The sequence below is a fragment of the Rhodoferax sp. EU05-FHT12H12 genome (assembly GCF_058791215.1).
Genome location: NZ_JBYTDI010000003.1, coordinates 214,602 through 240,656, shown reverse-complemented (window position 1 = coordinate 240,656; position 26,055 = coordinate 214,602). Strand labels below are relative to the sequence as shown.

Annotated in this window: 22 protein-coding genes and 1 riboswitch; of the genes, 4 read left to right on the top strand and 18 right to left on the bottom strand. The window is 64.0% G+C overall.

Translation table 11 applies throughout. The annotated features are described in order from the left end of the window. Window positions 1-10: 10 nt before the first annotated feature. Both ahcY and AC3WS7_RS10505 read right to left on the bottom strand, forming a co-directional pair. On the bottom strand, window positions 11-1,525 hold the full coding sequence (ahcY, locus tag AC3WS7_RS10510) for an adenosylhomocysteinase (RefSeq protein ID WP_296472579.1): 1,515 nt from the start codon (window positions 1,523-1,525) through the stop codon (window positions 11-13). Window positions 1,526-1,603: 78 nt separating this feature from the next. Beyond that, window positions 1,604-1,712: riboswitch (S-adenosyl-L-homocysteine riboswitch) on the bottom strand. 64 nt (window positions 1,713-1,776) lie between these two features. Continuing rightward, window positions 1,777-2,817 carry a LacI family DNA-binding transcriptional regulator gene (locus AC3WS7_RS10505; protein ID WP_492656310.1) on the bottom strand — a complete coding sequence of 347 codons (1,041 nt, stop codon included), beginning with the start codon at window positions 2,815-2,817 and terminating at the stop codon, window positions 1,777-1,779. A 147-nt stretch (window positions 2,818-2,964) separates the two neighbouring features. Between AC3WS7_RS10505 and AC3WS7_RS10500 the strand changes: the two genes are divergently transcribed. Together AC3WS7_RS10500 and AC3WS7_RS10495 are read left to right on the top strand one after the other, a co-directional pair. After that, on the top strand, window positions 2,965-4,596 hold the full coding sequence (locus AC3WS7_RS10500) for a peptide chain release factor 3 (protein WP_492656309.1): 1,632 nt from the start codon (window positions 2,965-2,967) through the stop codon (window positions 4,594-4,596). 84 nt (window positions 4,597-4,680) lie between these two features. Continuing rightward, on the top strand, window positions 4,681-6,633 hold the full coding sequence (locus AC3WS7_RS10495; protein ID WP_492656308.1) for a bifunctional 2',3'-cyclic-nucleotide 2'-phosphodiesterase/3'-nucleotidase: 1,953 nt from the start codon (window positions 4,681-4,683) through the stop codon (window positions 6,631-6,633). 6 nt (window positions 6,634-6,639) lie between these two features. On the opposite strand, the gene AC3WS7_RS10490 is transcribed toward AC3WS7_RS10495, so the two are convergent. Beyond that, window positions 6,640-7,002 (bottom strand): hypothetical protein, encoded by a 363-nt coding sequence (locus AC3WS7_RS10490; protein ID WP_296472571.1) that lies wholly within the window; start codon window positions 7,000-7,002, stop codon window positions 6,640-6,642. A gap of 60 nt (window positions 7,003-7,062) precedes the next feature. On the opposite strand from AC3WS7_RS10490, the gene AC3WS7_RS10485 reads away from it, so the two are divergent. Beyond that, the gene (locus AC3WS7_RS10485; protein WP_492656307.1) at window positions 7,063-7,896 is read left to right on the top strand and encodes an HAD family hydrolase; all 834 of its coding nucleotides are present in this window, start codon (window positions 7,063-7,065) and stop codon (window positions 7,894-7,896) included. After that, window positions 7,893-9,086 (top strand): MFS transporter, encoded by a 1,194-nt coding sequence (locus AC3WS7_RS10480; RefSeq protein ID WP_492656306.1) that lies wholly within the window; start codon window positions 7,893-7,895, stop codon window positions 9,084-9,086. Before AC3WS7_RS10485 ends, AC3WS7_RS10480 begins: the two co-directional genes overlap by 4 nt. Before the next feature lie 17 nt (window positions 9,087-9,103). On the opposite strand, the gene AC3WS7_RS10475 is transcribed toward AC3WS7_RS10480, so the two are convergent. The 15 genes from AC3WS7_RS10475 to AC3WS7_RS10405 form a co-directional block, all read right to left on the bottom strand. Beyond that, the gene (locus AC3WS7_RS10475) at window positions 9,104-9,730 is read right to left on the bottom strand and encodes a hypothetical protein (RefSeq protein WP_492656305.1); all 627 of its coding nucleotides are present in this window, start codon (window positions 9,728-9,730) and stop codon (window positions 9,104-9,106) included. Window positions 9,731-9,778: 48 nt separating this feature from the next. Continuing rightward, a complete protein-coding gene (locus AC3WS7_RS10470; protein ID WP_492656304.1) occupies window positions 9,779-10,819 on the bottom strand; it encodes a histone deacetylase family protein in 1,041 nt (346 codons plus the stop codon). Window positions 10,820-10,889: 70 nt separating this feature from the next. Further along, window positions 10,890-12,167, bottom strand: a complete 1,278-nt coding sequence (gene murA / locus AC3WS7_RS10465; protein WP_492656303.1) for a UDP-N-acetylglucosamine 1-carboxyvinyltransferase — start codon at window positions 12,165-12,167, stop codon at window positions 10,890-10,892. A 49-nt stretch (window positions 12,168-12,216) separates the two neighbouring features. Further along, complete coding sequence (locus tag AC3WS7_RS10460) at window positions 12,217-12,906, bottom strand: hypothetical protein (RefSeq protein WP_492656302.1); 690 nt, start codon at window positions 12,904-12,906, stop codon at window positions 12,217-12,219. Continuing rightward, window positions 12,899-13,567, bottom strand: a complete 669-nt coding sequence (locus AC3WS7_RS10455; RefSeq protein ID WP_296472558.1) for a hypothetical protein — start codon at window positions 13,565-13,567, stop codon at window positions 12,899-12,901. The genes AC3WS7_RS10460 and AC3WS7_RS10455 overlap by 8 nt, the downstream gene beginning before the upstream one ends. A gap of 128 nt (window positions 13,568-13,695) precedes the next feature. Beyond that, the gene (locus AC3WS7_RS10450) at window positions 13,696-14,109 is read right to left on the bottom strand and encodes a PPC domain-containing DNA-binding protein (RefSeq protein ID WP_492656301.1); all 414 of its coding nucleotides are present in this window, start codon (window positions 14,107-14,109) and stop codon (window positions 13,696-13,698) included. A 69-nt stretch (window positions 14,110-14,178) separates the two neighbouring features. After that, on the bottom strand, window positions 14,179-15,519 hold the full coding sequence (locus AC3WS7_RS10445) for a sensor histidine kinase (protein WP_492656300.1): 1,341 nt from the start codon (window positions 15,517-15,519) through the stop codon (window positions 14,179-14,181). A gap of 26 nt (window positions 15,520-15,545) precedes the next feature. Beyond that, window positions 15,546-16,241 carry a response regulator transcription factor gene (locus AC3WS7_RS10440; RefSeq protein ID WP_492656299.1) on the bottom strand — a complete coding sequence of 232 codons (696 nt, stop codon included), beginning with the start codon at window positions 16,239-16,241 and terminating at the stop codon, window positions 15,546-15,548. A gap of 9 nt (window positions 16,242-16,250) precedes the next feature. After that, entirely contained in the window at window positions 16,251-16,550 is a 300-nt protein-coding gene (locus AC3WS7_RS10435) for a hypothetical protein (protein ID WP_296472551.1), read from the bottom strand. 5 nt (window positions 16,551-16,555) lie between these two features. Beyond that, window positions 16,556-17,038: a Spy/CpxP family protein refolding chaperone gene (locus AC3WS7_RS10430; RefSeq protein WP_296472549.1), complete on the bottom strand. Its 483-nt coding sequence runs from the start codon at window positions 17,036-17,038 to the stop codon at window positions 16,556-16,558. A gap of 108 nt (window positions 17,039-17,146) precedes the next feature. Beyond that, complete coding sequence (locus AC3WS7_RS10425; protein WP_492656298.1) at window positions 17,147-17,917, bottom strand: MipA/OmpV family protein; 771 nt, start codon at window positions 17,915-17,917, stop codon at window positions 17,147-17,149. A 101-nt stretch (window positions 17,918-18,018) separates the two neighbouring features. Further along, complete coding sequence (locus AC3WS7_RS10420; RefSeq protein WP_492656297.1) at window positions 18,019-18,696, bottom strand: hypothetical protein; 678 nt, start codon at window positions 18,694-18,696, stop codon at window positions 18,019-18,021. Between the two features lie 82 nt (window positions 18,697-18,778). Beyond that, on the bottom strand, window positions 18,779-25,129 hold the full coding sequence (uvrA, locus tag AC3WS7_RS10415) for an excinuclease ABC subunit UvrA (RefSeq protein ID WP_492656296.1): 6,351 nt from the start codon (window positions 25,127-25,129) through the stop codon (window positions 18,779-18,781). 125 nt (window positions 25,130-25,254) lie between these two features. Beyond that, window positions 25,255-25,737: a hypothetical protein gene (locus AC3WS7_RS10410; protein ID WP_492656295.1), complete on the bottom strand. Its 483-nt coding sequence runs from the start codon at window positions 25,735-25,737 to the stop codon at window positions 25,255-25,257. A gap of 71 nt (window positions 25,738-25,808) precedes the next feature. Further along, a complete protein-coding gene (locus tag AC3WS7_RS10405) occupies window positions 25,809-26,000 on the bottom strand; it encodes a hypothetical protein (protein WP_296472541.1) in 192 nt (63 codons plus the stop codon). Window positions 26,001-26,055 lie beyond the last annotated feature (55 nt).

The window sequence follows — 26,055 nt, the reverse complement described above, 5'->3', positions numbered from 1 at the left end:
AATCCTTGGCTTAGTAGCGGTAAGTGTCTTTTTTGTACGGACCGGCTTTGGAAACACCGATGTACGCAGCCTGCTCGTCGGTCAATTCGGTCAGCATGGCACCCACCTTCTTCAGGTGCAAACGGGCCACTTTTTCGTCCAGGTGCTTGGGCAACACGTAGACCTTGCCGGCCTTGTATTCCTTGGGCTTGGTGAACAGCTCGATTTGCGCAATGGTCTGGTTGGCAAAGCTGGACGACATCACAAAGCTGGGGTGGCCGGTGCCGCAACCCAGGTTCACCAGACGGCCCTTGGCCAGCAGGATGATGCGCTTCTCGGCCTTCTTGCCGCTCTTGGGGAAGATCACGTGGTCAACCTGGGGCTTGATCTCTTCCCACTTGCACTTGGACAGGGAGGCAACGTCAATTTCATTGTCGAAGTGACCGATGTTGCAAACGATGGCCTGGTCCTTCATCGCATCCATGTGCTTGTAAGTGATGACGTTCTTGTTGCCGGTCGTGGTCACAAAAATATCGGCCTTGTCGGCGGCATATTCCATGGTCACGACCTTGTAACCTTCCATCGCAGCCTGCAGGGCGTTGATCGGGTCAATCTCGGTCACCCACACCTGGGCGCTCAAAGCGCGCAGGGCCTGGGCGGAGCCCTTGCCCACGTCGCCGTAGCCGGCCACCAAGGCCACCTTGCCGGCGATCATCACGTCGGTGGCGCGCTTGATGCCGTCCACCAGGGATTCGCGGCAGCCGTACAGGTTGTCAAACTTGCTCTTGGTCACCGAGTCGTTCACGTTGATGGCGCGCAGGGCCAGCGTGCCCTTGGCGGACATTTCCTCCAGGCGCATCACACCCGTGGTCGTTTCTTCGGTTACGCCAATGATGTTTTTCAGGCGGCGGCTATACCAGGTGGGGTCCAGCTTGAGCTTGGCCTTGATGCTGTTGAACAGGCAAATTTCTTCGTGGCTGCCGGGCTTGGCCAACACCTTGATGTCCTTCTCGGCACGGGCACCCAAGTGCATCAACAAGGTGGCATCGCCACCGTCGTCCAGAATCATGTTGGGGCCTTCAGCCGCGGTGCCCTTCTTGCCGCTGAACTCAAAAATGCGGTGGGTGTAGTCCCAGTAGTCTTCCAGGGTCTCTCCCTTGACGGCAAACACCGGCGTGCCGGTGGCGGCAATCGCGGCGGCGGCATGGTCCTGGGTCGAGAAAATGTTGCACGAAGCCCAGCGCACATCGGCGCCCAAGGCTTTCAGCGTTTCAATCAGCACGCCAGTCTGGATGGTCATGTGCAGCGAGCCGGTGATGCGTGCACCCTTCAGGGGCTGGCTCTTGGTGAATTCCTCGCGGATGGCCATCAGACCGGGCATTTCGGTTTCGGCAATGGTCAGCTCTTTGCGCCCCCAGGCGGCCAGGCCGATGTCGGCAATCTGAAAATCTTCAGCGGCAGCCGCTGCAACTTTGGCGACGATTGTCTTGGCCACAGCGGCCTTCGATGTCTTGGGGGTCTTGGTGGGTTTCAATACAGCGCTCATGGTGTGCTCCAAACGTTCATTTGCATAAGCACTGGCGGCATGGGGGGAGTTTTCAAAACCAACTCACCGCACACGACCAGTGGGTGAGCGCCGTTGACAGGCACGGCGCAGGACGCGGCGTGTTTTCCGAGCCTCACTCGCGGCACCCACGTGGCATGGGCGGCGAGCTGCAACGCTCCTCGGAAGTGGGGGATTTTAGCGCGTTGCTGCGGAGCGCAATAGCCCCGCAGCACCAAGCCCGCAGAAAAAGGTCAAGCTTGCCTCACCGGGCCCGTGCTGCTGCCCAGCTGCAAGGCCGGCTGGCGCAGCACTTGGTAGGGGCCGTCTTGCGGGGCGCGCAATACCTGCATCACCATCTCGGCCAACGCCATGCCTGTCGTCTGCGGGGTGGGCTGCGTGACGGTGGTGACATCGAGCCCGGTGAGGAGGGTGTCTTGCGGAATATCGCCATGGACCACGACCGAGATGTCTTGCCCCACATGCAAACCGGCATCGATGAGCCCGCGGATCAGGCCCACCCCCCCGAGGTTGTTGTCCACCAACACGGCCGTGGGTTTGGGTTGCAGCGCGAGCAACCGTGCCGCCGCCTGCAAACCGCTGCGGCGGTCGTTCACGCCCCCCATGCAGTAACTCGCAGGGATGTCCACCCCGGCCGTGGCCAGAGCGTCCACAAAACCCCGGTGGCGCTGGTAGGCAAAGTTCAGCACCAGCGGTGCATGCACATACGCAATGCGGGTGTGGCCCAGCGCCAGCAAATGCTCCACCGCCAATCGGCTGCCCATGTCATTGTCAAAGTCCAGCCACGAGTAGTGGTCGCACTGCGCCGTGCGGCCATAGCCCACAAAGGGGTAGCCCTTGTCCAGCAGGTAATCCACGCGCGGGTCTTGCACCCGGGTGTTGGGCACAATCACCGCGTCCACCCGCCCGCCCCGGAACAGGCGTTCATAGATTTCCAGCTCGGTCTCGTTTTTGGCCACGGCCAGCAGCAGGTCCAGGTGGTCGCGTTCCAGCCGTTCGGCCAGGCCATCGGCCATGTCCAGGAACTGCGGGTTGCCCAGATTCTCGACGGCTGCGGAATACACAATGCCCACGGCGTCCGTGTTGCCACGCACCAGGCGGCGCGCGCCGGCGTCAGGCCGGTAACCCATGGCAGCCGCCATCTCCTGCACGCGCAGGCGGGTCTGCTCGTTCACATCGGTGTAGCCATTCAGGGCGCGGCTGACCGTGGAGGTAGACAGGCCCAAGGCCTGTGCCAGTTGCTTGATATTGGTCGTGCCACCGCTTTTTTGCATGGCGGGAGTGTAGATGCCCAAGGGATGGAATCAGTCCCTGCCGCTCCGGGCACCACGACGGCGCATCATGCCGGAGCCGCTTGCCAGCAGCGAGGGCCCTAAAATCCCCCCCTTTGCCTCAGCCGCTGCCTGCAGCCCTCCCCCTCCATGTCTTTTCTTGCCGAAACCCGCCGCCGCCGCACCTTTGCCATCATTTCTCACCCGGACGCCGGCAAGACCACGCTGACCGAAAAACTGCTGCTGTTCTCGGGCGCGATCCAGATTGCTGGCTCGGTCAAGGCGCGCAAGGCCAGCCGCCATGCCACCTCCGACTGGATGGAAATCGAAAAGCAGCGCGGCATCTCGGTGGCCTCGTCGGTGATGCAGATGGCCTACCGCGACCACGTCATCAACCTGCTGGACACCCCGGGCCACAAGGACTTCTCCGAAGACACCTACCGCGTGCTGACCGCCGTGGACTCGGCACTGATGGTGATTGACGCGGCCAACGGCGTGGAAGCGCAGACGCGCCGCCTGATCGAGGTCTGCCGCCAGCGCGATACGCCCATCATCACGTTTGTGAACAAGATGGACCGCGAAGTGCGCGAGCCGCTGGACATCCTCGACGAGATCGAACGCGAGCTGGGCATGCCCTGCGTGCCCATGACCTGGCCCGTGGGCCAGGGCAAGGCCTTTGGTGGCATCGTCAACCTGCGCACCCAGGCCATGACCGTGTTTGAGAGCGGCAGCGAACGCCGCCCGCAGGACTTTGACACCGTGTCGCTGGACAACGCCGACTCCCTGTCCCAGCGCTTTGGCCACGAGTGGACCACCGCCATGGAGAGCATGGAGCTGGCCACCGGCGCCAGCCCTGCCTGGGACCTGGAAGCCTTTTTGGCCGGCAAACAGACCCCTGTGTTCTTTGGCTCGGGTGTGAACAACTTTGGGGTGATGGAGGTGCTGGACGCATTGGTCGATCTGGCCCCCAGCCCGCAAAGCCGCACCAGTACCACGCTGGTGAACCGCCAGCCCGTGGTGAAAGAAGTGCAGCCCGAAGACGAGGCCTTCAGTGGCGTGGTGTTCAAGGTGCAGGCCAATATGGACGCCAACCACCGCGACCGCATTGCCTTTGTGCGCATGGCCAGTGGCAAATACACACCGGGCATGAAACTCAAGGTCATGCGCACCGCCAAAGAGCTGCGCCCCACGTCGGTGGTGACCTTCATGAGCCAGCGCCGCGAGGCGGTGGAAGAGGCCTACGCGGGCGACATCGTGGGCTTTACCACCCACGGCGGCGTGCAGCTGGGCGACACGATCACCGATGGCAGCGTGAACCTGATGTACACCGGCCTGCCCTTCTTTGCGCCCGAAATGTTCATGACCGTGGTGCTGAAAAACCCCTTGCGTACCAAGCAGCTGCAGCAGGGCCTGGCCCAGCTGGGTGAGGAAGGTGCCATCCAGGTGTTCAAGCCCGAGATGGGCGGCAACATGCTCCTGGGCGCAGTCGGCCAGCTGCAGTTTGAAGTGGTGCAGCACCGCCTGAAGGCCGAATACGACGCCGACATTCGCCTGGAAGGCAGCCAGTACACCGGCGCACGCTGGATCACGGCCGACAGTCCGGCCGAACTGCGCGAGTTTGTCTACGCCTACCCCCAGCGCATGGCCAAGGACGCGGCCGACACGCTGGCCTACCTGTGCACCAGCCCGTATGACGTGCGCCTGGCGCAGGAGCGTTTCCCCAAGATCCACTTCCACCCGCTGCGCGAGCATGCGGGCTTGGCGCTGCAAAGCGCGGGCTGAGGGTCCACACGCCAGCCGCAGTAAGATAAAAAGCCCGCTGACCCCAGTGGGCTTTTTTATTGGCTTGACCGGACAGGAGCTCCCATGACATTTCCCTCTTCCCTGCGCCTCGCCAGCGCCCTGCTGCTGGCAGCCCTGGGCACTGCCGCCAGCGCAGAACAACTGCAACTGCGCATCCTGGAGACCACCGATGTGCACATGAACCTGCTGAGCTACGACTACTACCAGGACAAGCCCACCGACCAGTACGGCCTGGCGCGCGCTATCAGCCTGATCAAGGCCGCGCGCAACGAGGCGCCCAACAGCTTGCTGTTTGACAACGGCGACCTGCTGCAGGGCAACCCGCTGGGCGATGTGGTGGCGCGCGTGGCGCCGCTGCAGGCTGGCCAGACGCACCCCGCCTACAAGGTCATGAACCCGCTGGGCTACGACGCCGCCAACCTGGGCAACCACGAGTTCAACTACGGCCTGGACTTTTTGCGTCGCACCGTTGCCGGGGCCGGCTTCCCCTATGTGAACGCCAACGTGCTGCTGGCCGACGGCAAGCAGGACAGCGCCAGCCCCACCCACGCCTTCACCCCCTATGTGCTGCTGGACCGCAGCTTCAAGGACGCCAATGGCAAGGCCCACGCGCTGCGCGTGGGTGTGATCGGCTTTGTGCCGCCACAAATCATGCAGTGGGACAAGGCCAACCTGGAAGGCAAGGTGGTCACGCGCGACATGGTGGACATGGCCCGCCGCTATGTGCCCGAGATGCGGGCCAAGGGCGCGCAGTTGGTGATCGCCATCCCCCACTCTGGCTTTGAAAAAGGCGAGGTCGGCAGCTTTGCGGAAAATGCCGTGTCGCGCCTGGCCGAAGTGCCCGGGGTGGACGCGATTCTGTTCGGCCATGCGCATGCCGAATTTCCCGGCAAGGCCTTTGCCAGCTACCCCAAGGTGGACATCGCGCGCGGCACCATCAATGGCGTACCCGCCGTCATGCCCGGCCGCTGGGGCGACCACCTGGGCGTGATCGACCTGACGCTGGACAACCGCAGCGGCAGCTGGAAGGTGGTGGGCAGCCAGGCCGCCATCCGCCCTATCTTTGACCGCACCGCCAAACAGTCGCTGGCGGCCGAAGATCCGATGGTGATGCAGCTTATTGGCGCGGAGCACCAGCGCACGCTGGACTATGTGCGCAACAAGGTGGCCCAGAGCAGCGCGCCCATCTACAGCTACTTTGCACAGGTGGCGGATGACCCGTCCATCCAGATCGTGTCCAACGCACAGATTGCCTATGTGAAGCGCGCCATGCAGGGCACCGACTACGAGAAGTACCCGGTGCTCTCGGCTGCCGCGCCTTTCAAGGCGGGCGGGCGCCAGGGCTGGAACTACTACACCGACATTCCTGCCGGTCCCCTGGCCATCAAGCACATGGCCGACCTCTACATCTACCCCAACACGCTCAAGGCCATGCTGATCACCGGCGCAGAGGTGCGCGAATGGCTGGAAATGTCAGCCGGCCAGTTCCTGCGCATCGACCCGCAGGGCCCGGCACGCCAGCCACTCATCAACGACGCCTTCCCGTCCTACAACTTCGATGTGATCGACGGTGTGCAGTATGAGATCGACGTGAGCCAGCCCGCCCGCTACGACGCCAAGGGCCAGCTCGCCAACCCGGACGCCCACCGCATCCGCACGCTGCTGTTTGAAGGCAAGCCCATCGTGGACACGGCCCGCTTTGTGGTCGCCACCAACAACTACCGCGCATTTGGCGGCGGCAACTTCCCCGGCCTGAAGGCCGACAAGGTGGTGCTGGACGCGCCCGACGAAAACCGCCAGGCCCTGGTGGAGTACCTGCGCATGTCGGACAAACTGGCGGCGGACCACACCGTCAACCCGTCTGCCGACGGCAACTGGCGCATCGCCCGCATCGCCGGTGTGCACCCCACCTTTCTGTCGGGCAGCGCGGCCAGCCGCTTTCTGGGCCAGCACCAGGAGATCCGGCTGGTGCAGGACAACGGCGACGGCTCCGCCCTCTACGAGCTGGTGGACTGAGGCCGGCTAGGGCGTGTACTGCCAGCCGTTGGGGTTGGTGTCGGCCTGGTGGCACAGGGCCAGCCCCAGCTCGGTGACCGAGCCGCTGAAACACACCAAGATGGCTTGGTGGGTGGCCCACTGGCGATTGCAGTGTTTCTGGAAGTTGGTCTTGAGCCGGCCCTTGCGGTGCTCGGCCCACATCTGCAGCACCGACGGGTTCTGGGCCTCGGCCTGGTACTCCAGCACCATGGCATGCCAGTCTTCGATGAGCGCATCCATCTTGCTGGCGGCACGCTGGCAGGTGAAGGCCTGGTCGCCCCGCGTCTGTGCCGCGGCGCCCCAGGCCAGCAGCCACAATGACAACCCCATGACGACCCAACGCTGCATCACCAACTCCCGGACAATGGCGCCTTTGTGCGCACAAGCCGCAGCATACCCAACCGCCGCATGCAAGCCCTGACCCTTTGGCCCCAAGAAGCCCGCCGCAAGCTGGTGGGCGTGTTCACCGACATTGACGACACCCTGACCACCGAGGGTGCCATCACGCCCGACGCGCTGCAGGCGCTGGCCGACCTCAAGGCCGCGGGCCTCATCGTCATCCCCATCACCGGGCGCCCCATTGGTTGGTGCGAACCCTTCATGGCGGGCACCCACGGCGCCGCTTGGCCCGTGGACGCCATGGTGGCGGAGAACGGGGCGGTGGCGTTTGCGCATCAAAAAGGCCTGCAGAGCGCATGGAATATGCGCGAACCGCTATCAAAACTGTATCAACAAGACGTCGCCACGCGTACCGACAACCAGGCCCGCATGCAGGCCATCGCCGCGCAGGTGATGGCCGAGGTGCCCGGCGTGCAACTCAGCCGCGACAGCGCCGGGCGCGAAACCGACCTGGCGTTTGACTACGCCGAGTTTGCCCGCCACTCGCCCGAGACCGTGCAGCAGGTACTGGCCGTGCTGCAGCGCGCGGGCATGCAGACCACGGTGAGCAGCATCCACATCCACGGTTGTTTTGGCAACTTCAACAAATGGCAGGGGGCCTGCTGGATTGCCCAGGCGCTGTTGGGACGCGACTTACCGAACGAACGGGACCGCTGGGTGTTTGTCGGTGACTCGGGCAACGACCAGGCCATGTTTGCGCACTTCACGCATAGCGTGGGGGTGGCCAATATTGCGCGCTTTGTGCCACAGCTGGCGCACCTGCCGGGCTATGTGACTGCAGCCGAGCGCGGCGCCGGCTTTGCCGAAGTGGCGCGGGCCATTCTGCAGGCCCGCAGCCCATGACGGACGCAAGCGCTCGCCGCACGTCGACGGGCTCGCTCCTGGGCCTGCTCAGCGTGTTTGGCTCCACGCTGTTCCAGCTGTCGGGGGTGTTCATGCTGTCGCCACTGATGCTGGTGCTGCTGAAAGAGCGCGACGTGTCCACCACCGTGGCGGGCCTGTTTGCGGCCACCACCTGGCTGGGCATCTTCATCGTCACCCCGTTTGCCGCCGCACTCACCCGGCGCTGGGGCCAGCGCACCACCATGTGGTTTGCCTCCGGCGCGCCGCTGCTGGCGGCCATCGGATTTTTGACCACCGACGCGCTCTGGCTGTGGTTTGCGCTGGAACTGCTTGCAGGCGTGGCGGGCGGGCTGCGCTGGGTGCTGGCCGAGGCCTTCATTGCCGAGTTCTCCCCGTCGGACCGGCTGGGCCGCACCATCGGCATCTACGCCACCATGGTGGGGGCCACCTTCATCATCGGCCCCACGCTGCTGGCCTGGGTGGGCTCGGACGGCCCTGCGGCGCTGGGCCTGGCGATTGCCCTGCTCAGCATCGGGCTGGCGTGGACCACGCAGATCCCCGTGGTGGCGCCGCATGCCGAATCGGCCCACGCGCCGGTAGGCCTGCACGGCCTGTGGCTGGCAGTGCGGAACCACCCCATCATCATGCTGGCCGGCTTTATTGGCGGTTTTTTTGAACTGGGCCTGGCCTCCATCCTGCCGCTCTACGGCCTGGCCATGGGCTTGGGGGCCGCAGCGGCGGCGCTGTTGATTTCGGTGAGCGGACTCGGCAGCACCCTGATTGCCATTCCGGTGGGCATGGTGGCGGATCGTTTTACCGACAAGGTCCGCGGGCGACGCACGCTGATGGCGGTATGTGTAGCCATCGCCCTGCTGGCCGCCTGCGGGCTGCTGTTGGTGGCGCAGGCGCAGTGGCTGGCCTGGCCCATTGTGTTTGTGCTCGGTGCGGCGGGTAGCAGCCTCTACACCCTCAGCATGACGGATATCGGCGCGCGGGAGCAGGGCATCCCCCTGGTCAACAGCACCGCCGTGCTGGTGTTGAACTACACGCTGGGCGGGCTGGTGGCCTCGGCCATATCAGGGGCCTTGATTGATTGGTCCCCCACCGCAGGGTTTCCGCTCGTGCTGATTGCGGTGGCCGCCATCGGTTGGTTCGCCCTGCTGCGCACCTGGCGCAGCGGCACGGTCTAACGCCCTGCGGGCGTGCCCTATTTGCCGGACTTTTTGGGGACGGCTTTCGTCTTTTTGCCGACTGCTTTGGCGGCAGGTTTGGTGGCCGCTTTCTTCTTGGCCTTGGCGGTTTTTTTGACCGCAGCCCGCTTGGGAGCGGTCGATTTTGGCGGTATCAGGTCTTCCACCGACATGCCCGCGCTTTGTGCCATCGCCCCCCAGCTCAGGCCCTGGGCGCGCTGCGGCAGCACACCAGGCAGCACCTTGGGGCCGTTGGCCGTATCGACGGTGCCGCCATGCAAAGCCGCCTGGATTTGCGCGCCGCTGGGCTGGGTCACACCTTCTTGCGCCAAGGTGGCTTGCGCCAGCTTGAGCGCCAGGCGCGTTTCGCCATAACCCAGCGCACCGGTGGCAGGCACCCCACCGGCCACCCCGCTGGGGTCCAGCGCCTGACCGCTTTGCAGGCTCTGCACCAACACCGCGGTGTCCTGCGGGCTGCCCACCCAGGGGGCGAACTCGGTCACCAAGCGCTCGGTGTAAGCATCGTCGGCATAGGCCAGTGATGGCGCACCGGCACCGGCCATCAGGGTACCCAGCAAGCTGGCCAGCAGCCAGCGGCGGGGCCCGGCGCACAGGCGCGCCGGCAACAAGAAAATTCGGGTCATGGGGCAGGAGCTTAGCCGCACCGGGACGGCCCGGCGTGCAGCCAATGGTTAAGCAGCGGTAAAACCTTGCAGCACGTTCACCGCGTTGATACCCACCTCTTCCACCGCATAACCGCCTTCAAAGACAAAGGCCGTGGGCAAGCCAGCGCGCGCCAGCCGTTCGCCCACGCGCAGGTAGTCATAGCTCTTCAAGGTGAAGCCCGAGATCGGGTCGCCCTCAAAGGTGTCCATGCCCAGCGACACCACCAGTGCCTCTGCACCAAACTTGGCAATGGCCGCCAGCGACGTGTCCAGCGCCTGCGCCCAAGTGGCGTAATCAGTGCCACGCGGCAGCGGCAAGTTCAGGTTGGCACCCAGACCTGCGCCCTGCCCGGTTTCGTCGGCATGGCCCAGGTAGAACGGGTACTCGGTGCGCGGATCGCCATGGATGCTGGCAAAGAACACATCGGGCCGCTCGTAAAAGATGGCCTGCGTGCCGTTGCCATGGTGGTAGTCCACATCCAGCACGGCCACCTTCTGCATGCCGGCGTTACGCAGGTGCTGCGCGGCCAACGCGGCGTTGTTGAGGAAGCAGTAGCCGCCAAAAAAGTCCGCGCCCGCGTGGTGGCCCGGCGGGCGGCTCAGCGCAAACGAGGCACGGTCGCCGTCCAGCAGGGCCTGCGCCGCACTCAGCGCGCAATGGGCGCCAGCACGCGCCGCCACCCAGGTGCCGCTGGTAAAGGGCGAGCCCGCGTCGTACGAATACAGACCCACCTTGGCGGCAAAGTTGTCCGGCTCGATGTCGGTGCGGAAGGTGCGTGTGGGCCACACCGAGGGCAGGATGTCCTTGTCGGCGTTGGCCGGGTCCAGCGCCACCCACTGGTCCCAGGCCGTGGCCAAGAAATTCAGGTAGCGCGGGCTGTGGATGGCGGTGAGCGCGCTGTCGTCAAAGGCCTGGGCTTGTAGCACGGTGCCCAGCTGGCGGCGCTGCAACTCGGCCAGCACATGGTCGGCGCGGGCCGGTACCTCAAAACACGGCACCAGCGCGCCACGGAACATTTCGACCTTGCCCTGGTGCTGGGCGTGCAGGTGGTTGTAGAAGGTTTTCATGGTTTAGGCATCAAATAGGGCTTCAGCCCCCGTGGATATTGCGCAAACAGCTATTCTTTATATAGCAGACTCAGACCTTCTGGGTGATGCGGGCACCCAGCGCCAACAGTTTTTCGTCCAGCTTTTCGTAGCCGCGCTGGATCATGTTGGCGTTCTGCACGGTGGACTTGCCGCTGGCGCACAGGGCGGCGCCCAAGAGGGCCATGCCGGCACGGATGTCGGGCGACGGCAGCGTGGTGGCGCGCAGTTTGCTGCGTCCGCTGATGACCACGCGGTGCGGGTCGCACACCACGGCGGCGGCGCCCATGGCGATGAGCTTGTCGACAAAGTACAGGCGCGACTCGAACATCTTCTCGAAGAACAGCACATTGCCCTCCACCTGCGTGGCCAGGGTGATCATGCAGCTCATCTGGTCGGTGGCGAACTGGGGCCAGGGGCCGTCGCCAATCACCGGCATGGCGCCGTCAAAGTCGCGGGTGACCTGCATGCGCTGGTTGCCGGACAGGAAGATGTGTTTGTCGTGCAAGTCGATCTTGACGCCCAGGGTCTCGAACACGCGGTGGCACATGCCGTAGGCGTGTTTGTCGGTGCCCTCCACCGTGATTTCGCCACCAGTGGCGGCGGCCAGCGCCAGGTAGGACGCGGCTTCGATGTGGTCGTGGCACACGGTGTAGCGGGTGCCGTGCAGCGAGTCCACACCTTCCACGCTGAGCTGGTTGGTGCCGATGCCGCTGATCTTGGCGCCCATGGCGTTGAGCAGATGGGCCAGGTCTTGCACATGCGGCTCGCAGGCGGCGTTGCGGATCAGCGTGTGGCCGCGGCTCACCACGGCGGCCATGAGGATGTGCTCGGTGCCGGTCACCGACGGTTCGTCAAAAAACAGCTCGGCGCCGGTGAGCGGGCCGGGCATGGTGAAGTCGTAAGTGCCATCGATGCTGACCTTGGCGCCCAGCTTCATCAGGCCGTAGAAGTGTGTGTCCAGCCGGCGGCGGCCAATGACGTCGCCCCCCGGCGGGTACAGGCGCGCGGAGCCAGTGCGATGCAAGAGGCCGGCCACACACAGGATGGAGGTGCGCACCTTGTTGCACAGGGCCTGGCCGATTTCGCTGGTGCGCACGCTGGCCACATGGATGCTGACGCGCTCGCCACTGCGCTCCACCTTGCCGCCGAGCGCAATGATCACGTCCAGCATGTGGCGCACATCAATGATGTCGGGCACGTTGTCGAGGATGACCTCCTGGTCCGTCAGGATGCAGGCCGCAATCATGGGCAGGATGGCGTTTTTGTTGCCGGAAGCGCGAATGGTGCCCCGCAGGGGCACGCCGCCTTCAATTTCGAATGTGGACATGGTTTAGGAGATAAGTGATTGATGAGATTGAGGGCATTGTTCGCTCGGCTTAAACGGCCAAGCCAGCGGCAATGTTCGTAAAGCGCTGCAGCACAAGGCCTGCGCGTGCGCTCTGTGAAACGATGCCGGGCAATACGTTGGTGAAATCAGGGTGCTGCAAAAGCTCGCCAAAGGTAGATGCTACAAAGCTCCGCACATCGGTTGGCGCGGATCTCATCTCAACGGCCAGCTCTTCGCGGCCATCAACTACCGCGATGACGTCTTCCAGATCATGGCTCATGTAGACGTCATTGTTACCCCGGTCTTTAAATGCTTCCAGCTTGGTAGCCATAAAGTACGGCGCAGACAGATGCCGCAGTTGCAAACCTGAAGGCAAGGTTGCGGTGTTTGCCGCTTCGAAACCTGGTTTGTACCAGCGGTTGGCAAAGCCAAGCACCTTCTCGTCCAGAGGTACCAAGTCCAGCTGCATGCCATTCCAGTACCACCGGAATGGCGGTGTGTTGTCAGCCATGGTTTGCTTGAAACCCAGATCCATGAGCTGCCGCGCAAGTGCGTGGTATCCCACCAGCGAGGCCACTTCGACAATGGCGTCGACATCCTCAGTAGCCCGTGCATCCGCAACGATGGGCTGGGTTATCAGCAATCCAGTTGCGCAACCACCCACAAACACCACCTGCTCTCGCAACCCACCCATCGCGTTGGCAATGGATGTAAGCAAGTCAAGGTTCGGATTAGCCATACATGGGCCTCTCTGCGGGCTTGGGGCCGTCGGGGTAAATCAATAACGGCAGTCGTTTGAGCGCCATGCCCCGCTCACGGGCCCGGCCTACGCGTAGCGCATCAAACAAGGCCAGCATTTCGTAAAGCTTGGTGTCTTGCATTGCGGCAAAAGGCACGCTGGGGTGCAATGGCTCCAGCCCCTGCCCACGTACCGAACCATTGGGGTGCGGCCACACCCAATCATCAGAGCCCGGCGCGAACACACTCGTAAACGCTGGCGCGCTGTGGCTGGTGGGCACGCCCACCGAGACAGGCAGCCTATCGGCTGGGAATGCATATTTGGCCCCATGCACGGCAAACTCTGCCAAGTTGCGGCCGTGCACTTTGGCAGGATTATCCGCGCTGCCGGTGCTGTCAGAAGAGTCCGCCCTGGCCCGGCGGGGCCGCGCCTGTACGCGATAAACCGCACCACCCTCTTGTACGCCTGGTGCAACCTCTGGCGGCGGAATCAACAAAGCGGTATCGACCAACAGCCCCGCCTGCAAGCCGCGCTTGATGCAGGCATGGGCCTCCGACACACTGATGCCCAGCTCCTGCGCCAGCCGCGCATACGTCCAGCGCTGCTCACCCCAAGCCACCAGCTTGAGGGCAACCAGGAAGTCTTGAGGTTTCAGTTGCATTTACATTCAATATTCGTGAATCGCGAATATTGAATGTAAATGAATGGATGACCAAAGGCAAGTCATGAATGAAATTAACCTCTAGCCCATGCAGATACTGCGCAAGCAGCTATCAAAACAGGAGTGAATTAGCCCCGTGCCCGCACCGCCAGCTCGTCATACCCGGTTGCCGCGTCCGGCTCGCGGCTGAACTGCCAGTCGGGCAGCAGGGCCAGCAGCACCTCGGCCGTAGTGAGCACGGTGCAACCCGGCGCCACATGCCCGCCCAGCACCTGGCCCGTGGCAGTGGAAATGGCCATGTGCATGTGGGAGGCGGTCTTGCCACCCTCAGTCACCGCCACCGTGCCCGACAGCGTGAGGATTTCCATGCTCTCGGTCAGCCGCGTGGGCTGCGCCGCGCCCGCAAGGCGAATGCCAGCTGTGGACAGGCTGCCAATGCCGGACAACACGAAGGCCGCGCGGCAGTTCTGGCTCTGCACCGCGGCTTCCAGCGCGGCGCGCAGGTCCTGGCCGGGGGTGAGGCGGATGGGGAAGGTTTTCATGGATTTCATATCAAATCAGCCTCCAGCCCTTATGGAGTATGCGCAAGCAGCTATACAAAACGTAGCAAATCAGGCCTTGTGCGGCGGCAACACCACCACAATTTCGAGCCCCGGCTGCGCATTGCGCACGGCAAAACTGCCGCCATGCGCCTGTGCCACCAGACGGCACAGGTAGAGGCCCAGGCCGACGCCGCCGCCTTCGCGGGTGCGGGCTGCGTCGGGGCGGAAGAAGGGTTGGCCCAGGTGGGGGATCTGGTCGTCTGCCACGCCAGGGCCAAAGTCGCGCACGGTGATTTGCACGGCGCCGCCCGCCAGCGGCTGCACCTCGATGCGTGGTGCGGCGCTGCCCTCGTGGCTGTGGCGCAGGGCGTTGTCCAGCAGGTTGCGCACCAGCAGGCGCATGCGGGTCGGGTCTAGCGGCAGCCGGGGCAAGGCGGCGGGCAGCGTGGTGTTGATGGACGGTGCGCCCGAGCCATCGGGTTGCGCGTGGGCGATTTGCAGTTCGCACACCACATCGCGCACCAGCGCGGGCAGGTCTACCGCCTCGCGGTGCAGCGCTGCATGCGGGCTGGCCAGGCGTTCACTCTCCAACAGGTCGGTCACCAGGTCGCGCATGAGGGCCAGGTCGCGCAGCAGGGCTTCGCGGCTGGGCTGCACCTCGGTGGATTCGGGCAGCAGTTCGGTGTTCAGGCGGGCGCGGGTGAGCGGGCTGCGCAGCTCGTGGCTGATGGCCAGCAGCAAGGTGCGTTTGGCTTCCAGCATCTGGTGGATGTCGGCGCCCATGGTGTTGATGGTGGCGGCCAGCTCGCCCAGTTCGTCCGGATGGTGGGCGTGGCGCACCGGGATGTTTTGGGCAAAGTCGCCCGCGCCAAAGCGCAGGGCACCGGCGCGGATATCGTCCAGCGGACGCAGCATGCGGCGCACCCACTTGTAGGCCACCCAGGTCAACAGCAGCAAAGTGGTCAGGGTGACCCAGCCGATGAAGCGGGGCTTTTGGTTCCAGGCTTGCACGCTGATCCCGAACTGGACGCGGTGCCCGTCGGCCGTGGTGCGCTGGAAGAACTTGTATTCCTCCCCGGGGCCGTGGTCGTCGTACATCCAGTCCAGCTCGGGCTCCTGCGGGTGGCTGCGCCAGTTGAGTTGCGGGCCGCTGATGCGGATGCTCAGGGGCAGGTGCTCGGTCAGGGCCAGGGCCCTTGCGGTGCTGGGTGGGCTGCCAATATCGGCGGCCAGGCGGTCCACATAATCGGTGAGCAGGGGCTTGGCCACGGCGCGCCAGCTGGCCCCGATGGCCGCCTGCATGCCGAAGGTAAATGCGGCCGCCATGGTAAGCGCCAGCACCACAAACAGGGCCACCAGCTTCACGCGCAGCGAATGCGCCAGCGCGTGTTTGGCACGGCGGTGCGCCATGACACAGAACTTGAGCCCCCGGAATTTCATGTGGCGCTACCGGCCAAGGCCAGGGTGTAGCCAGCGTTGCGCAGGGTTTTGATGCAGTCCAGCGGCTCCAGCTTCTTGCGCAGGCGGCTCACCACGATGTCCACCGCGCGGGTGTAGAGCTCGGCCTCATGGCCGCGCAGCTGGTTGAGGATGTCGTCGCGGCTGAACACCTTGCCGGGCGCACGCGCCAGCAGCAACAGCAAATCGAACTCGGTGCTGGTGAGGTCCACCGCCTCGCCCTGGCGCAGCACGGTGCGGGTGGTGGCGTTGACCTGCAGGCCGTCAAACAGCAGCGTGTTGGCATCGGGCGGCGCCATCTTGGCGGCCACGGGCGCACGGCGGCGCAGCACGGTTTGCACACGGGCCACCAGTTCGCGTGGCTCGAAGGGTTTGGGCACGTAGTCGTCGGCCCCCAGCTCCAGGCCCACCACGCGGTCCATCACCTCGCCGCGCGCAGTGAGCATGAGGATGGGAATGTCGCTCTCCTTGCGGATGGCGCGGCACAGGGCAAAGCCATCCATCTCGGGCAGCATCACGTCCAAGATGGCGGCATCAATGCCGCCCTGCTGCAGACGCGCCAGCCCCTCGCTGGGGCGCAGCGCACACTCCAGCGCCATGTCAAACCGCGCAAAGTACGCGGCCAGCGGGCCACCGAGTTGGGTGTCGTCGTCGATCAGCAGGATGCGGTGCATACGTTGGGGCTAGTGGGCGGCCTGCGCATTGTCCCACCGGCTGCGGTGGCGCAGGATGAGGGTGCGCAGGCGCTGCCGCTCAGCCTCCGGCAGGCTGTCAAAGTGGTCCGCGGCCTGGCGCACGGCCTGCAGCACCTGCGGCACATAGCCGGGTCGGCGCTCCAGCAGGGTGTGGGCGTGCTCCCGGTCAAACCGGGGGCCCCACACCAGCGCCATGATTTCGGCATGGGGTTCCTCGTAGCCCTCAAACACCACGGGACCATAGGCCCGGAGTGGCGCGGCAATGGCGTTCAATGCGGCGGTGGCCATGGCGCTCACCCGCGGCTGAACCAGTGGCCGCGACCTTCCATATAGTCGCGCACTTTTTGTTGTTGCACCGGGTTCAGGCTGTTGTAGAAGTCGGCCAGCGCGGCAATCACTTCGGGGCTCTTGGCCTGCAGGGCGGTGGTTTTTTCGTTGATGAGGGCCTGGGCCCGCACGGCATCAAACTTCTCCCCGGCCATCAGTGCTTGCAACTCGGCACGGGGGTTCTTGGTCTGACCGATGAGTGCGGTGCGCTGCTCGAACAGCTTGTCGCCCAACACGCTCAAGCGCTTCTTCTGGTCTTCGTTGAGGTCGAGCTTGCTGGCGGCCTTGTCCACCATCTTGTCGCGCTTCTGGGCGTATTGCTCGGCGTTCATGCTGGCGCCGACTTCGTGGCGGCTGCCAGCGCAGGCGGCAAGGCCACCGACCAACACGGTGGCGGTCAGGGCCCCCAAAAGGGTGCGTTTGAGGCTGATGCGGGAGAAGTGAGTCATGGCGGTCTTTCGTGTCCCACAGGACGGGTTGAACATGACCGCCATGGTGCCGCCGGGGCCCTGACACTGGGTGTCAGGGCAGTTTCGCTTTGTTTCGGTTTATGTCGCTCAAAAGGCGTAGTTCAGCGCCAGCAGCGCCGAGTTGGCACTGGACTTGCGCACCATGGGCGCGTCTTTGGCGTCGCCCAGCAGCTGGGTATGGCGCAGCCCGCCCGTCAGCGACCACTGCGGGCTGATCAGGTAGGTCAGGGCCACACGCGCGCTCACGTCCCGCGGGCCGGCCGAGGGGGTGTAGACGGCATAACCGCTGGCCTGGGCCTGCTGGGCCGTAACACCGAAGTAGGACTGCAAGTAGTCTGCATTGGCGTAGGTCACACTCAGCTCGCTGCCCAGGCGCCAGCTGGCCCCCAAGGGCTGGCCGTACTCCAGCCCCAGGTCCCACAGCGCCCCTTTGTTACCCACACCAGAACCCGCACGCAGGCTGGTTTTGGCCGCAAAGCCCTGGCCCAGGGCATAGCGGGCAAAGCCGCCCAGCTCCGCGCTGGCGTCCACACTGCCCAGGCCGCGCAAGGCGCTGCTGCGCCCCTCCTCGCGCCCCATGTCAACACCGAGCTTGAGGCCATACTGCAGCGCACCCGTGCTCCACTGGCGCCCCACGCCATTGATACCAGCGAACCACCCATTGGCCCAGGTGTAGTCCAGCGTGGGCAGCACCAGGGTGCGTGTTTCGTCCGAGCCCTGGTACTCGTAGCCGCCGATCGCGACCAGCCCCACTCGCCCACCGTCTTTGGGAGCTTGCTGGGCGTGGGCACCCCCCACGAATGTGGTGCCGACAACAGCCAACGCGGAAAGAGACAAAGCAGATACGCGGAGATACATCACAGAAACTTTCGGAAAAAAAAGAGATGCCGATAGTGGGGTCGCTCCCGTGACGCCGGGTGTCATGCCGGTTTCGCTTTGTTTCGATTTATGTCAGGGGCTTACTTTTTGCTGCCACCCCCACCTCCACCGCCACCTCCATGCCCAGACCGTCCCGATGCACTGCCCCCACTGTGATGCGCGTATTCGCTCTTCTGGGATGACTCGGCCTTGCTCTGGCGGGCCGTGCGCTCGGCCCCTGCCTTGGACTTGTCCGTTTTGCTGGCGCTGACCACCGACCCTAGCTTGACGCCTAGCGACTGGGCGATCTGCCCCCAGCCACTGCCTTCTTGCCGCTGCGTCAGCACACCCGCCACACTGGTGGTGGAGGTGCTAGAGGTGATCACACCACCATTCAGCGCGGCACTGAGCTGCGCGGGCGTGGGATTGGTGATGCCCTGCTGCGCCAAGGAGGCCTTGGCCAGTGACAGGGCAATACCCACCTCCCCCACCCCCAGCTTGCTGCTTGCCGGGGTGAACGTGCTGGCTGTACCGCCGCCCGCGGCATTGAGTGTGACGGACGACCCCGTGTTCAGCCCTTGCACCAAAGACGTGGCGTTTTCTCTGGACCCTGCCCACGGGCTGTACTGGGCAATGAGCTTGCTCATTGCGTTGCTGGTGGCCACGGGCTTGGTGGCGGGTGCGGTGGTGGTCTGCGCCCCCGCCGTCAGGGCAGCCGTAGCGCCAAACACTATGGCCAACAGGGCCCATTGCTTAAATACCTTGGGTGCGGTTTTCATGGTGACTCCTTCTCATGTTCCAACGAATAAACAGTTTAGGCAGCCCCACTCGGCGCGTCCAGTCTCCAAGTGTTACGCCCTGTCACCGCGCCAAAACCGCCTCCAACGCCTTGCCCGTGTGGGTGCCCAAGCGCACCACCGCCTCAGGTGTCGTCGCCGCCACCACCCGGCCACCACCATTGCCGCCGTCCGGCCCCAGGTCAATCACCCAGTCGGCTTCGGCGATCACATCCAGGTCGTGCTCGATCACCACCGCGCTGTGGCCACCGTTCACCAGGCGGTGCAGCACGTGGATGAGCTTTTCCACATCGGCCATGTGCAGGCCCACCGTGGGCTCGTCCAGCACATAGAGGGTGTGGGGCACCTTGTTGCCGCGCTTGCCCACGTCGTCGCGCACCTTGCTGAGCTCGGTCACCAGCTTGATGCGCTGGGCCTCGCCACCGCTGAGTGTGGGCGACGGCTGGCCCAGCGTGAGGTAGCCCAGGCCCACGTCTTTGAGCAACTGCAGCGGGTGTGCGATCACGGGCATGGCGGCAAAGAAGTCCACCGCTTCGTCCACTTCCATCTGCAACACATCCCCAATGTTCTTGCCGCGCCAGGTCACTGCCTGGGTCTCAGGGTTGAAGCGCGCGCCCTTGCAGGTTTCGCACAGCACCTTCACGTCCGGCAGGAAGCTCATGCCGATGGTGCGTATGCCCTGCCCTTCGCACGATGGGCAGCGGCCCTCACCCGTGTTGAAGCTGAAGCGGTTGGACGCATAACCGCGTGCCTTGGCTTCCAGTGTGTCGGCAAACAGTTTGCGGATGGTGTCCCAGAAACCGATGTAGGTGGCGGGGCAGCTGCGCGGTGTTTTGCCAATGGGGGTTTGGTCCACTTCGAGCACGCGGTCCACGGTCTCGAAACCTTCCACGCCCTCGCAACCGGTCCACTGAATTTTCTCCCCCGCGTCCAGCGCATCGCGGCCCGCCTTGGTGCTGCGTTTTTGCACGGCCACTTGCACGTTGGTGAGCAACACGTCGCGCGCCAGCGTGGACTTGCCGGAACCGCTGACGCCGGTGATGGCGACCAGGCGTTTCAATGGCACATGGGCGGTGACGTTTTGCAGGTTGTGCAGGTTGGCGCCTTTGACGGTTAGCCAGTCGATTTTTGGCTTTGGCTCATGTGTTTTTGCTGTGCCCGCAGCGGGTAGCCCGGTGGCAGGCTCCTCATGCATTTGCTGCGCAACTGCCAAATCGTCACCCACCGCCGGGCTACCCGCTGCTGCGACGGACATTTGGGCGGCGCGACGGTCGGCCAGGGCGGCGTATTCGGCAGCTACCTTGGTGCGTTCGGCAAGTTCGGCGTTGGCCGTTTCGCTGGCGCTCACCTGGGCGGCGGCCACTGCGGCCTTGGCTGCTTTTGCACTGAGTTTCTTCGCAGGTTTGCCAGCCCCCGTGGCGGAAGTCGATGCGCCGGGTGACGATGTTGGTTCGCCGTATGAGGAACCCGGCGCCTCGGCTTCCGCCGCGTCGAGCACCAAAGTCTCTGCATAAGAAACCATGCCCCGCCGCACGGCCAAGGGATGCTTCATCGCATGCAACAGGTAGCGCCCCGTCTGCGATTCGGGCGCATTCTGCACATCCGCAATCGACCCCTGCGCCACCAACCGCCCCCCGCGCTTGCCCGCGCTGGGGCCAATGTCGATGATGTGGTCCGCGTGACGAATCGTGTCTTCGTCATGCTCCACCACCACCAGTGTGTTTCCCTTGTCACTGAGGCTTTGCAAGGCACCCAGCAAAATCTTGTTGTCGCGCGCATGCAGACCAATGGTGGGCTCGTCCAGCACGTAACACACGCCCTGCAAATTGCTGCCCAGCTGCGCCGCCAAACGGATGCGCTGCGCCTCGCCACCAGAAAGCGTGGGCGCGCCGCGGTCCAGCGTCAGGTAACCCAGGCCTACCTCTTCCAGAAATTCCAGCCGGCTCTTGATCTCGGGCACCAGGTCGCGTGCGATGTCGCCCTCGCGCGTGCTCATGCCACCCGCCACTTGCAGCGTCTGTACCCACTTGCGCACATCGGTCACGCTGAGGCGCGCAATGTCGGTGATGCCCACGTTGGCGAACTTCACGTTGCGCGCCGTCGCGTTCAGGCGCGTGCCACTGCAGGTGGGGCAAGTCGCATCGTGCAGGTCTTCAATGTCGGCCTCGGCAAAGGTCTGCTCGCGGCCCTTGTTGTCATCGTCCTTCACGGAGTCGTCGAACACCTTGCGCTGCTCCTTGGTCAATGCCACACCGGTGCCCACGCAGTCCGGACACCAGCCGTGTTTGCTGTTGTACGAAAACAGGCGCGGGTCCAACTCGGCATACGAGGTGGAGCACACCGGGCAGGCGCGCTTGGTGGAAAACACCTGCACCTTGCCAATGTCCGCAGCAGGCGTGCCGGCCAGCATGGCCTCGCGCAGCCCGTCAATCTGGCTCAGCACATAGACCACGCCCTTGCCGTGTGTGAGCGCATCGGCCAGCGCCTGGCGCAGCGCGGGCTCGTTGGACGGCGTCACATCCAGGCTGGCCACTGGCAGCTCGATGTTGTGTTCCTTGAAACGGTCAATGCGCGGGAAGCTGGTGGTGGGCAAGAAGTTGCCGTCCACCCGCAGATGCGTGTAGCCACGCGGGCGAGCCCAGTCCGCCAGTTCGGTGTAAACGCCTTTACGCCCCTGCACCAGGGGCGCCAACAGGCCAATGTGCTGGCCGCGGTAGTTTTTGAGCAACTGCGCTGCAATGCTGTCCGCCGACTGCGGCTCCACCGCAGCGCCGTCCTTGTAGCAATGCTGGGTGCCCAGCTTCACGTACAACAGGCGCAAGAAATGCCACACCTCGGTGGTAGTACCCACAGTGGACTTGCGCCCGCCACGCGACAGGCGCTGCTCAATGGCCACGGTCGGCGGAATGCCATACACCGCATCCACCTCCGGCCGCCCTGCGGGCTGCACGATGGAACGTGCATAGGCGTTGAGCGACTCCAGATAACGGCGCTGGCCTTCGTTGAACAGAATGTCAAACGCCAACGTGGACTTGCCCGAACCCGACACCCCCGTCACCACACTGAACTTGCCACGCGGAATATCCACTGACAAGGATTTGAGGTTGTGCTCCTTCGCATTCACGATACGAATGGAGTTAGACGTATCGACAACCCCAGCACCGGAGGTGGATGGGCTTGCGCCCGGGGCCGACTTTGCAATCGCGGAGCGAGTGTATGAGGCACTGGGCGCAAGCCCATCCGCCGCAGCGAGAGAGGAAGCCCGCACCAAATACTTGGCAGAGGGTTCGGCCACCTCATGCACCACCCCCATAGCCGCCGCGTAATCACGCAAAGCCTGACCCGTGTGCGACGTGGCATGCAGCATCACGTCTTCCGGTGTGCCGTGCGCCACCACCTCACCCCCCGCGTCCCCACCCTCAGGCCCCAAATCAATCAGCCAGTCCGACGCCCGAATCACGTCCAGGTTGTGCTCAATCACCACCAGCGAATGGCCCGCATCCAGCAGCTTGCGCAGCGCACGCATCAGCTTGGCAATGTCATCAAAATGCAGCCCCGTCGTGGGCTCGTCCAGCATGAACAGCGAACCGCGTTTGGCCAAGAACTGCGCACTCGCACTCTTGCCCTTGGCCGCCTCCGCCAAAAAGCCCGCGAGCTTGAGGCGTTGGGCTTCGCCACCCGACAGCGTGGGCACGGGCTGCCCCAGCTTCACATACTCCAGCCCCACATCCACAATCGGCTGCAACACGCGGATCACATCGCGGTCGGCGCTGAACAGATCGGCCGCCTCGCTGACCGTCAGGTCCAGCACATCGGCCACGTTCACATTACGGCCCTTGCGCTCAATGGTCACTTCCAGAATCTCGGGCCGGTAACGCTTGCCATCGCAGTCCGGGCAACGTAAATAGACGTCGCTCAAGAATTGCATCTCCACATGCTCAAAGCCGGAGCCGCCGCAGGTGGGGCAACGGCCATCACCGCTGTTGAAGCTGAACTTGCTGGCCGTGTAGCTGCGCTCTTTGGACAAGGCGGCGCCCGCAAACAACTCGCGGATCGCGTCCCACGCACCCACATAACTCACGGGATTGGAACGCGCCGTCTTGCCGATGGGTGACTGGTCTACAAACACCACTTCGCTGAGCAGCTCGGCGCCCAGCAGGCGCGCATGGGCGCCAGGCGTCTCGGTAGCCTTGCCAAAGTGGCGCAACAACGCGGGTGCCAGCACATCCTGAATCAAGGTGGACTTGCCCGAGCCCGACACACCGGTCACACAGACCAGGCGCTGCAGCGGAATCTCGACCGACACGTTCTTCAGGTTGTGCTCGGTCACGCCTTCCAGAATCAGGCGCGGGGTGTTGGGTGCCACCATGCGCTTGAAACCCATGCCCACCTGCTTGCGGCCGCCCAGGTAGGCGCCGGTCATGGTGTCCGCGCCCTTCAGCGCTTCGGTGGTGCCGTCAAACACAATCTGCCCGCCCTTCTCGCCCGGGCCGGGGCCCATGTCAATCATGCGGTCTGCGGCCAGCATCACGGCGGGGTCGTGCTCCACCACCACCAGCGTATTGCCCGCATCGCGCAGGCGCTGCATGGCCACGATGATGCGGTTCATGTCACGCGGGTGCAGGCCGATGCTGGGCTCATCCAGCACAAACAGGGTATTCACCAGCGAAGTGCCCAAGGCGGTGGTCAGGTTGATGCGCTGCACCTCCCCGCCACTGAGCGTGCGGCTTTGCCGGTCCAGCGTGAGGTAGCCGATGCCGACGTCACACAGGTACTTGAGGCGTGTGCCGACTTCTTCGAACAAGAGCTTCAGCGTTTTAGCTTCAGCCTCAGACTGGGCCGGAGCAACATCACCCGAACGCGAAGCGGAACCAGGGGTGTCGGTAGGGGCCGACTTGGCAATCGCGAAGCGAGTGTCTGAGGCCTCTGCCGACACCCCTGGCTCCGCCCCACTGCCATCCAGCTGCACCTGCAGCGAATCAAAAAACCGCCTCAGCTTGTCCAGCGACAGCAGCATCATGTCGTGCAAGCAAAGTCCCGGCAGCGCCTCCAGTTGATCGCGCGACCACTTCACGCCTTGGGGCATAAACCGCTTGGCCGGTGGCAGCACCGCATCGGCCTGCGCCTTGGTGCCAATGCGCCACAACAGGCTCTCGGTCTTGAGCCGCGCGCCGCCACAGGTGCCACAGGGCGTGTAACTGCGGTACTTGGACAAGAGCACCCGGATGTGCATCTTGTAGGCCTTGCTCTCCAGGTACTCAAAGAAACGGTCCACGCCGAACCAGTGCTGGTTCCACTTGCCGTTCCAGTTCGGGGAGCCCTTGTAAACCCAGTTTTTTTGCTCTTCGGTCAGCTTGTACCAGGGCGTGTCGCGCGGAATACCGCTCGCCTCGGCGTGGCGCATCAAATCGTCCTGGCACTCCTGCCAGGCCGGCGTCTGCATGGGCTTGACGGCACCGGCCCGCAGCGTGAGTTTGTCGTTCGGGATCACCAGCCCATAGTCCACCCCCACCACACGGCCAAAACCGCGGCAGGCCTCACACGCACCGACCGCCGAATTGAACGAGAACATCGAGGCAATGGGGTCGGTGTAGCGCAGATCGCTTTGCGGGCAGTGCAGCCCGGTGGAAAAGCGCCACAGGACGGGCGCTGCATTTGCTACAGTTTCAGGAGCTGCTTGCGTAGCATCCACGGGCGCCAGAGCCTCATTTAATGCATAAACATTGAGGCGGCCGCTGCCACGCTTCAAAGCGACCTCAATGGCCTCCAGCACACGGGACTTCTCCACGCCGTCGATGCGGAACCGGTCTGCCACCACATCCAGAATCTTGCGGGGGCCGCTGACCGTGGCCACTTCGCGCTCGGCCTGCACACGGGTAAAACCGCTGGCGCTGAGCCATTGGGTCACTTCCTCCTGCGTCGTGCTGGCGGGCAGCTCCACGGGAAAGGTCAACACCAGACGGGGGTTGCCTTCGCTGGCGGCACGCCGCAACAGTTCGGCATAGATCGTCTCGGGCGTGTCGTGCTGCACCGGCAGCGCAGTGTCTTTGTCGAACAGCTTGCCCGCGCGGGAGAACAGCAGCTTCAAATGGTCGTTGAGCTCCGTCATCGTGCCCACGGTGGAGCGGCTGGAGCGTACCGGGTTGGTCTGGTCGATGGCGATGGCGGGAGGAACACCTTCCACCTTGTCCACCGCGGGCTTGTCCATGCGGTCCAGAAACTGGCGCGCATAGGCAGAGAAGGTTTCCACGTAGCGGCGCTGGCCTTCGGCGTACAGCGTGTCAAACACCAGGCTGGACTTGCCCGAACCGCTGGGACCGGTCACCACGGTCAATTCGCCGGTGCGAATGTCCAGGTCAAGGTTCTTGAGATTGTGTTGCCGCGCTCCGCGAATGCGGATGGTTCCCTGGGACATAAGTGAATGCTCTTCTGGAGGAGGAGAGACATTCTAGGCAGCCCGGTACGTGCAACCAGGGCGTGAGGATATTTTTGCAGACGTCCGCGCGGGACGCTTCCGGTGCGGCGCAGTGCCGCAGCGAATCAGTCTTTCAGGGCGCGCTCCAGCTCGCTAGCGAGCTTGCTGCCCACCGCATCCTGGATCTTGGGCAGCAGGGTCAGCAAGTCGTCAAACCCGGCGGCGGCTTCAACGGACAGGTTCAGGCGAAAACCGCGCAAACCCAAACCGGCAGTGAGCTTGGTGGCAATGGGTTTGGCATCCGCGTAGCGCTCTTGCGGTGTGCGGTTGCTGGGGGGGCGCGCCGCATCTTCGGCTTTCTGAATGGCCTCGGCCGTGGCCACCGGGCCAAGCGCCGTGGCGGAGCCCGCAGCCAGGGTCAGAAAACCCTGCGCTACCATGTGCTCCACATCCTCGACAGTCACACCCATGCCGGCCGCGGCGGCCAACACTTGCTCCAGGGTCTTGTTGCCATCAAACAGGATGAAGGTGGACCGCTGGCGCGCAGAAAAGAGCGGCGAGCGTTCCTTGAACGCTTGCTGCCCCAATTCTGTTTTGATGTATTTCATGCGGGCATTTTAGGGCGAGCCCCTCGCCCTGGCAGCGTTTTCATGCTGCCTGCAACATCAGGTAAACCCTACTACTTGGCTTCGCTGGCGGCGGCGGCGGGTGCAGGTGCGGCAGCTGGGGCTGATGCTGTAGCGGCAGGCGCCTCGGTGTGCAGGGCTTCCGCACCGTGCTTTTCACCACCCATGTCGACGTCACCGCCCTTGCTCAGGACAAACAGCGCCAAACCTGCAAATACGACAAAACCCACAACAATTTTCCACATACCACTTCTTTCAAAAAAAAGGCCCCCACAAGGAGAGCCTGGAAATTGCCCCGGC

Coding starts and splice junctions, on each gene's coding strand:
- AC3WS7_RS10445 (WP_492656300.1), bottom strand. CDS start 15,519: ATGGCGCACCGCCGTGCCAAACACGCGCTGGCGCATTCGCTGCGCGTG.
- AC3WS7_RS10455 (WP_296472558.1), bottom strand. CDS start 13,567: ATGCAACTGAAACCTCAAGACTTCCTGGTTGCCCTCAAGCTGGTGGCT.
- AC3WS7_RS10495 (WP_492656308.1), top strand. CDS start 4,681: ATGACATTTCCCTCTTCCCTGCGCCTCGCCAGCGCCCTGCTGCTGGCA.
- AC3WS7_RS10475 (WP_492656305.1), bottom strand. CDS start 9,730: ATGACCCGAATTTTCTTGTTGCCGGCGCGCCTGTGCGCCGGGCCCCGC.
- AC3WS7_RS10480 (WP_492656306.1), top strand. CDS start 7,893: ATGACGGACGCAAGCGCTCGCCGCACGTCGACGGGCTCGCTCCTGGGC.
- AC3WS7_RS10405 (WP_296472541.1), bottom strand. CDS start 26,000: ATGTGGAAAATTGTTGTGGGTTTTGTCGTATTTGCAGGTTTGGCGCTG.
- AC3WS7_RS10425 (WP_492656298.1), bottom strand. CDS start 17,917: ATGTATCTCCGCGTATCTGCTTTGTCTCTTTCCGCGTTGGCTGTTGTC.
- AC3WS7_RS10435 (WP_296472551.1), bottom strand. CDS start 16,550: ATGGCCACCGCCGCATTGAACGCCATTGCCGCGCCACTCCGGGCCTAT.
- AC3WS7_RS10500 (WP_492656309.1), top strand. CDS start 2,965: ATGTCTTTTCTTGCCGAAACCCGCCGCCGCCGCACCTTTGCCATCATT.
- AC3WS7_RS10460 (WP_492656302.1), bottom strand. CDS start 12,906: ATGGCTAATCCGAACCTTGACTTGCTTACATCCATTGCCAACGCGATG.
- ahcY (WP_296472579.1), bottom strand. CDS start 1,525: ATGAGCGCTGTATTGAAACCCACCAAGACCCCCAAGACATCGAAGGCC.
- AC3WS7_RS10410 (WP_492656295.1), bottom strand. CDS start 25,737: ATGAAATACATCAAAACAGAATTGGGGCAGCAAGCGTTCAAGGAACGC.
- AC3WS7_RS10420 (WP_492656297.1), bottom strand. CDS start 18,696: ATGAAAACCGCACCCAAGGTATTTAAGCAATGGGCCCTGTTGGCCATA.
- AC3WS7_RS10440 (WP_492656299.1), bottom strand. CDS start 16,241: ATGCACCGCATCCTGCTGATCGACGACGACACCCAACTCGGTGGCCCG.
- AC3WS7_RS10450 (WP_492656301.1), bottom strand. CDS start 14,109: ATGAAAACCTTCCCCATCCGCCTCACCCCCGGCCAGGACCTGCGCGCC.
- AC3WS7_RS10490 (WP_296472571.1), bottom strand. CDS start 7,002: ATGCAGCGTTGGGTCGTCATGGGGTTGTCATTGTGGCTGCTGGCCTGG.
- murA (WP_492656303.1), bottom strand. CDS start 12,167: ATGTCCACATTCGAAATTGAAGGCGGCGTGCCCCTGCGGGGCACCATT.
- AC3WS7_RS10430 (WP_296472549.1), bottom strand. CDS start 17,038: ATGACTCACTTCTCCCGCATCAGCCTCAAACGCACCCTTTTGGGGGCC.
- AC3WS7_RS10505 (WP_492656310.1), bottom strand. CDS start 2,817: ATGCAAAAAAGCGGTGGCACGACCAATATCAAGCAACTGGCACAGGCC.
- AC3WS7_RS10470 (WP_492656304.1), bottom strand. CDS start 10,819: ATGAAAACCTTCTACAACCACCTGCACGCCCAGCACCAGGGCAAGGTC.
- AC3WS7_RS10485 (WP_492656307.1), top strand. CDS start 7,063: ATGCAAGCCCTGACCCTTTGGCCCCAAGAAGCCCGCCGCAAGCTGGTG.
- uvrA (WP_492656296.1), bottom strand. CDS start 25,129: ATGTCCCAGGGAACCATCCGCATTCGCGGAGCGCGGCAACACAATCTC.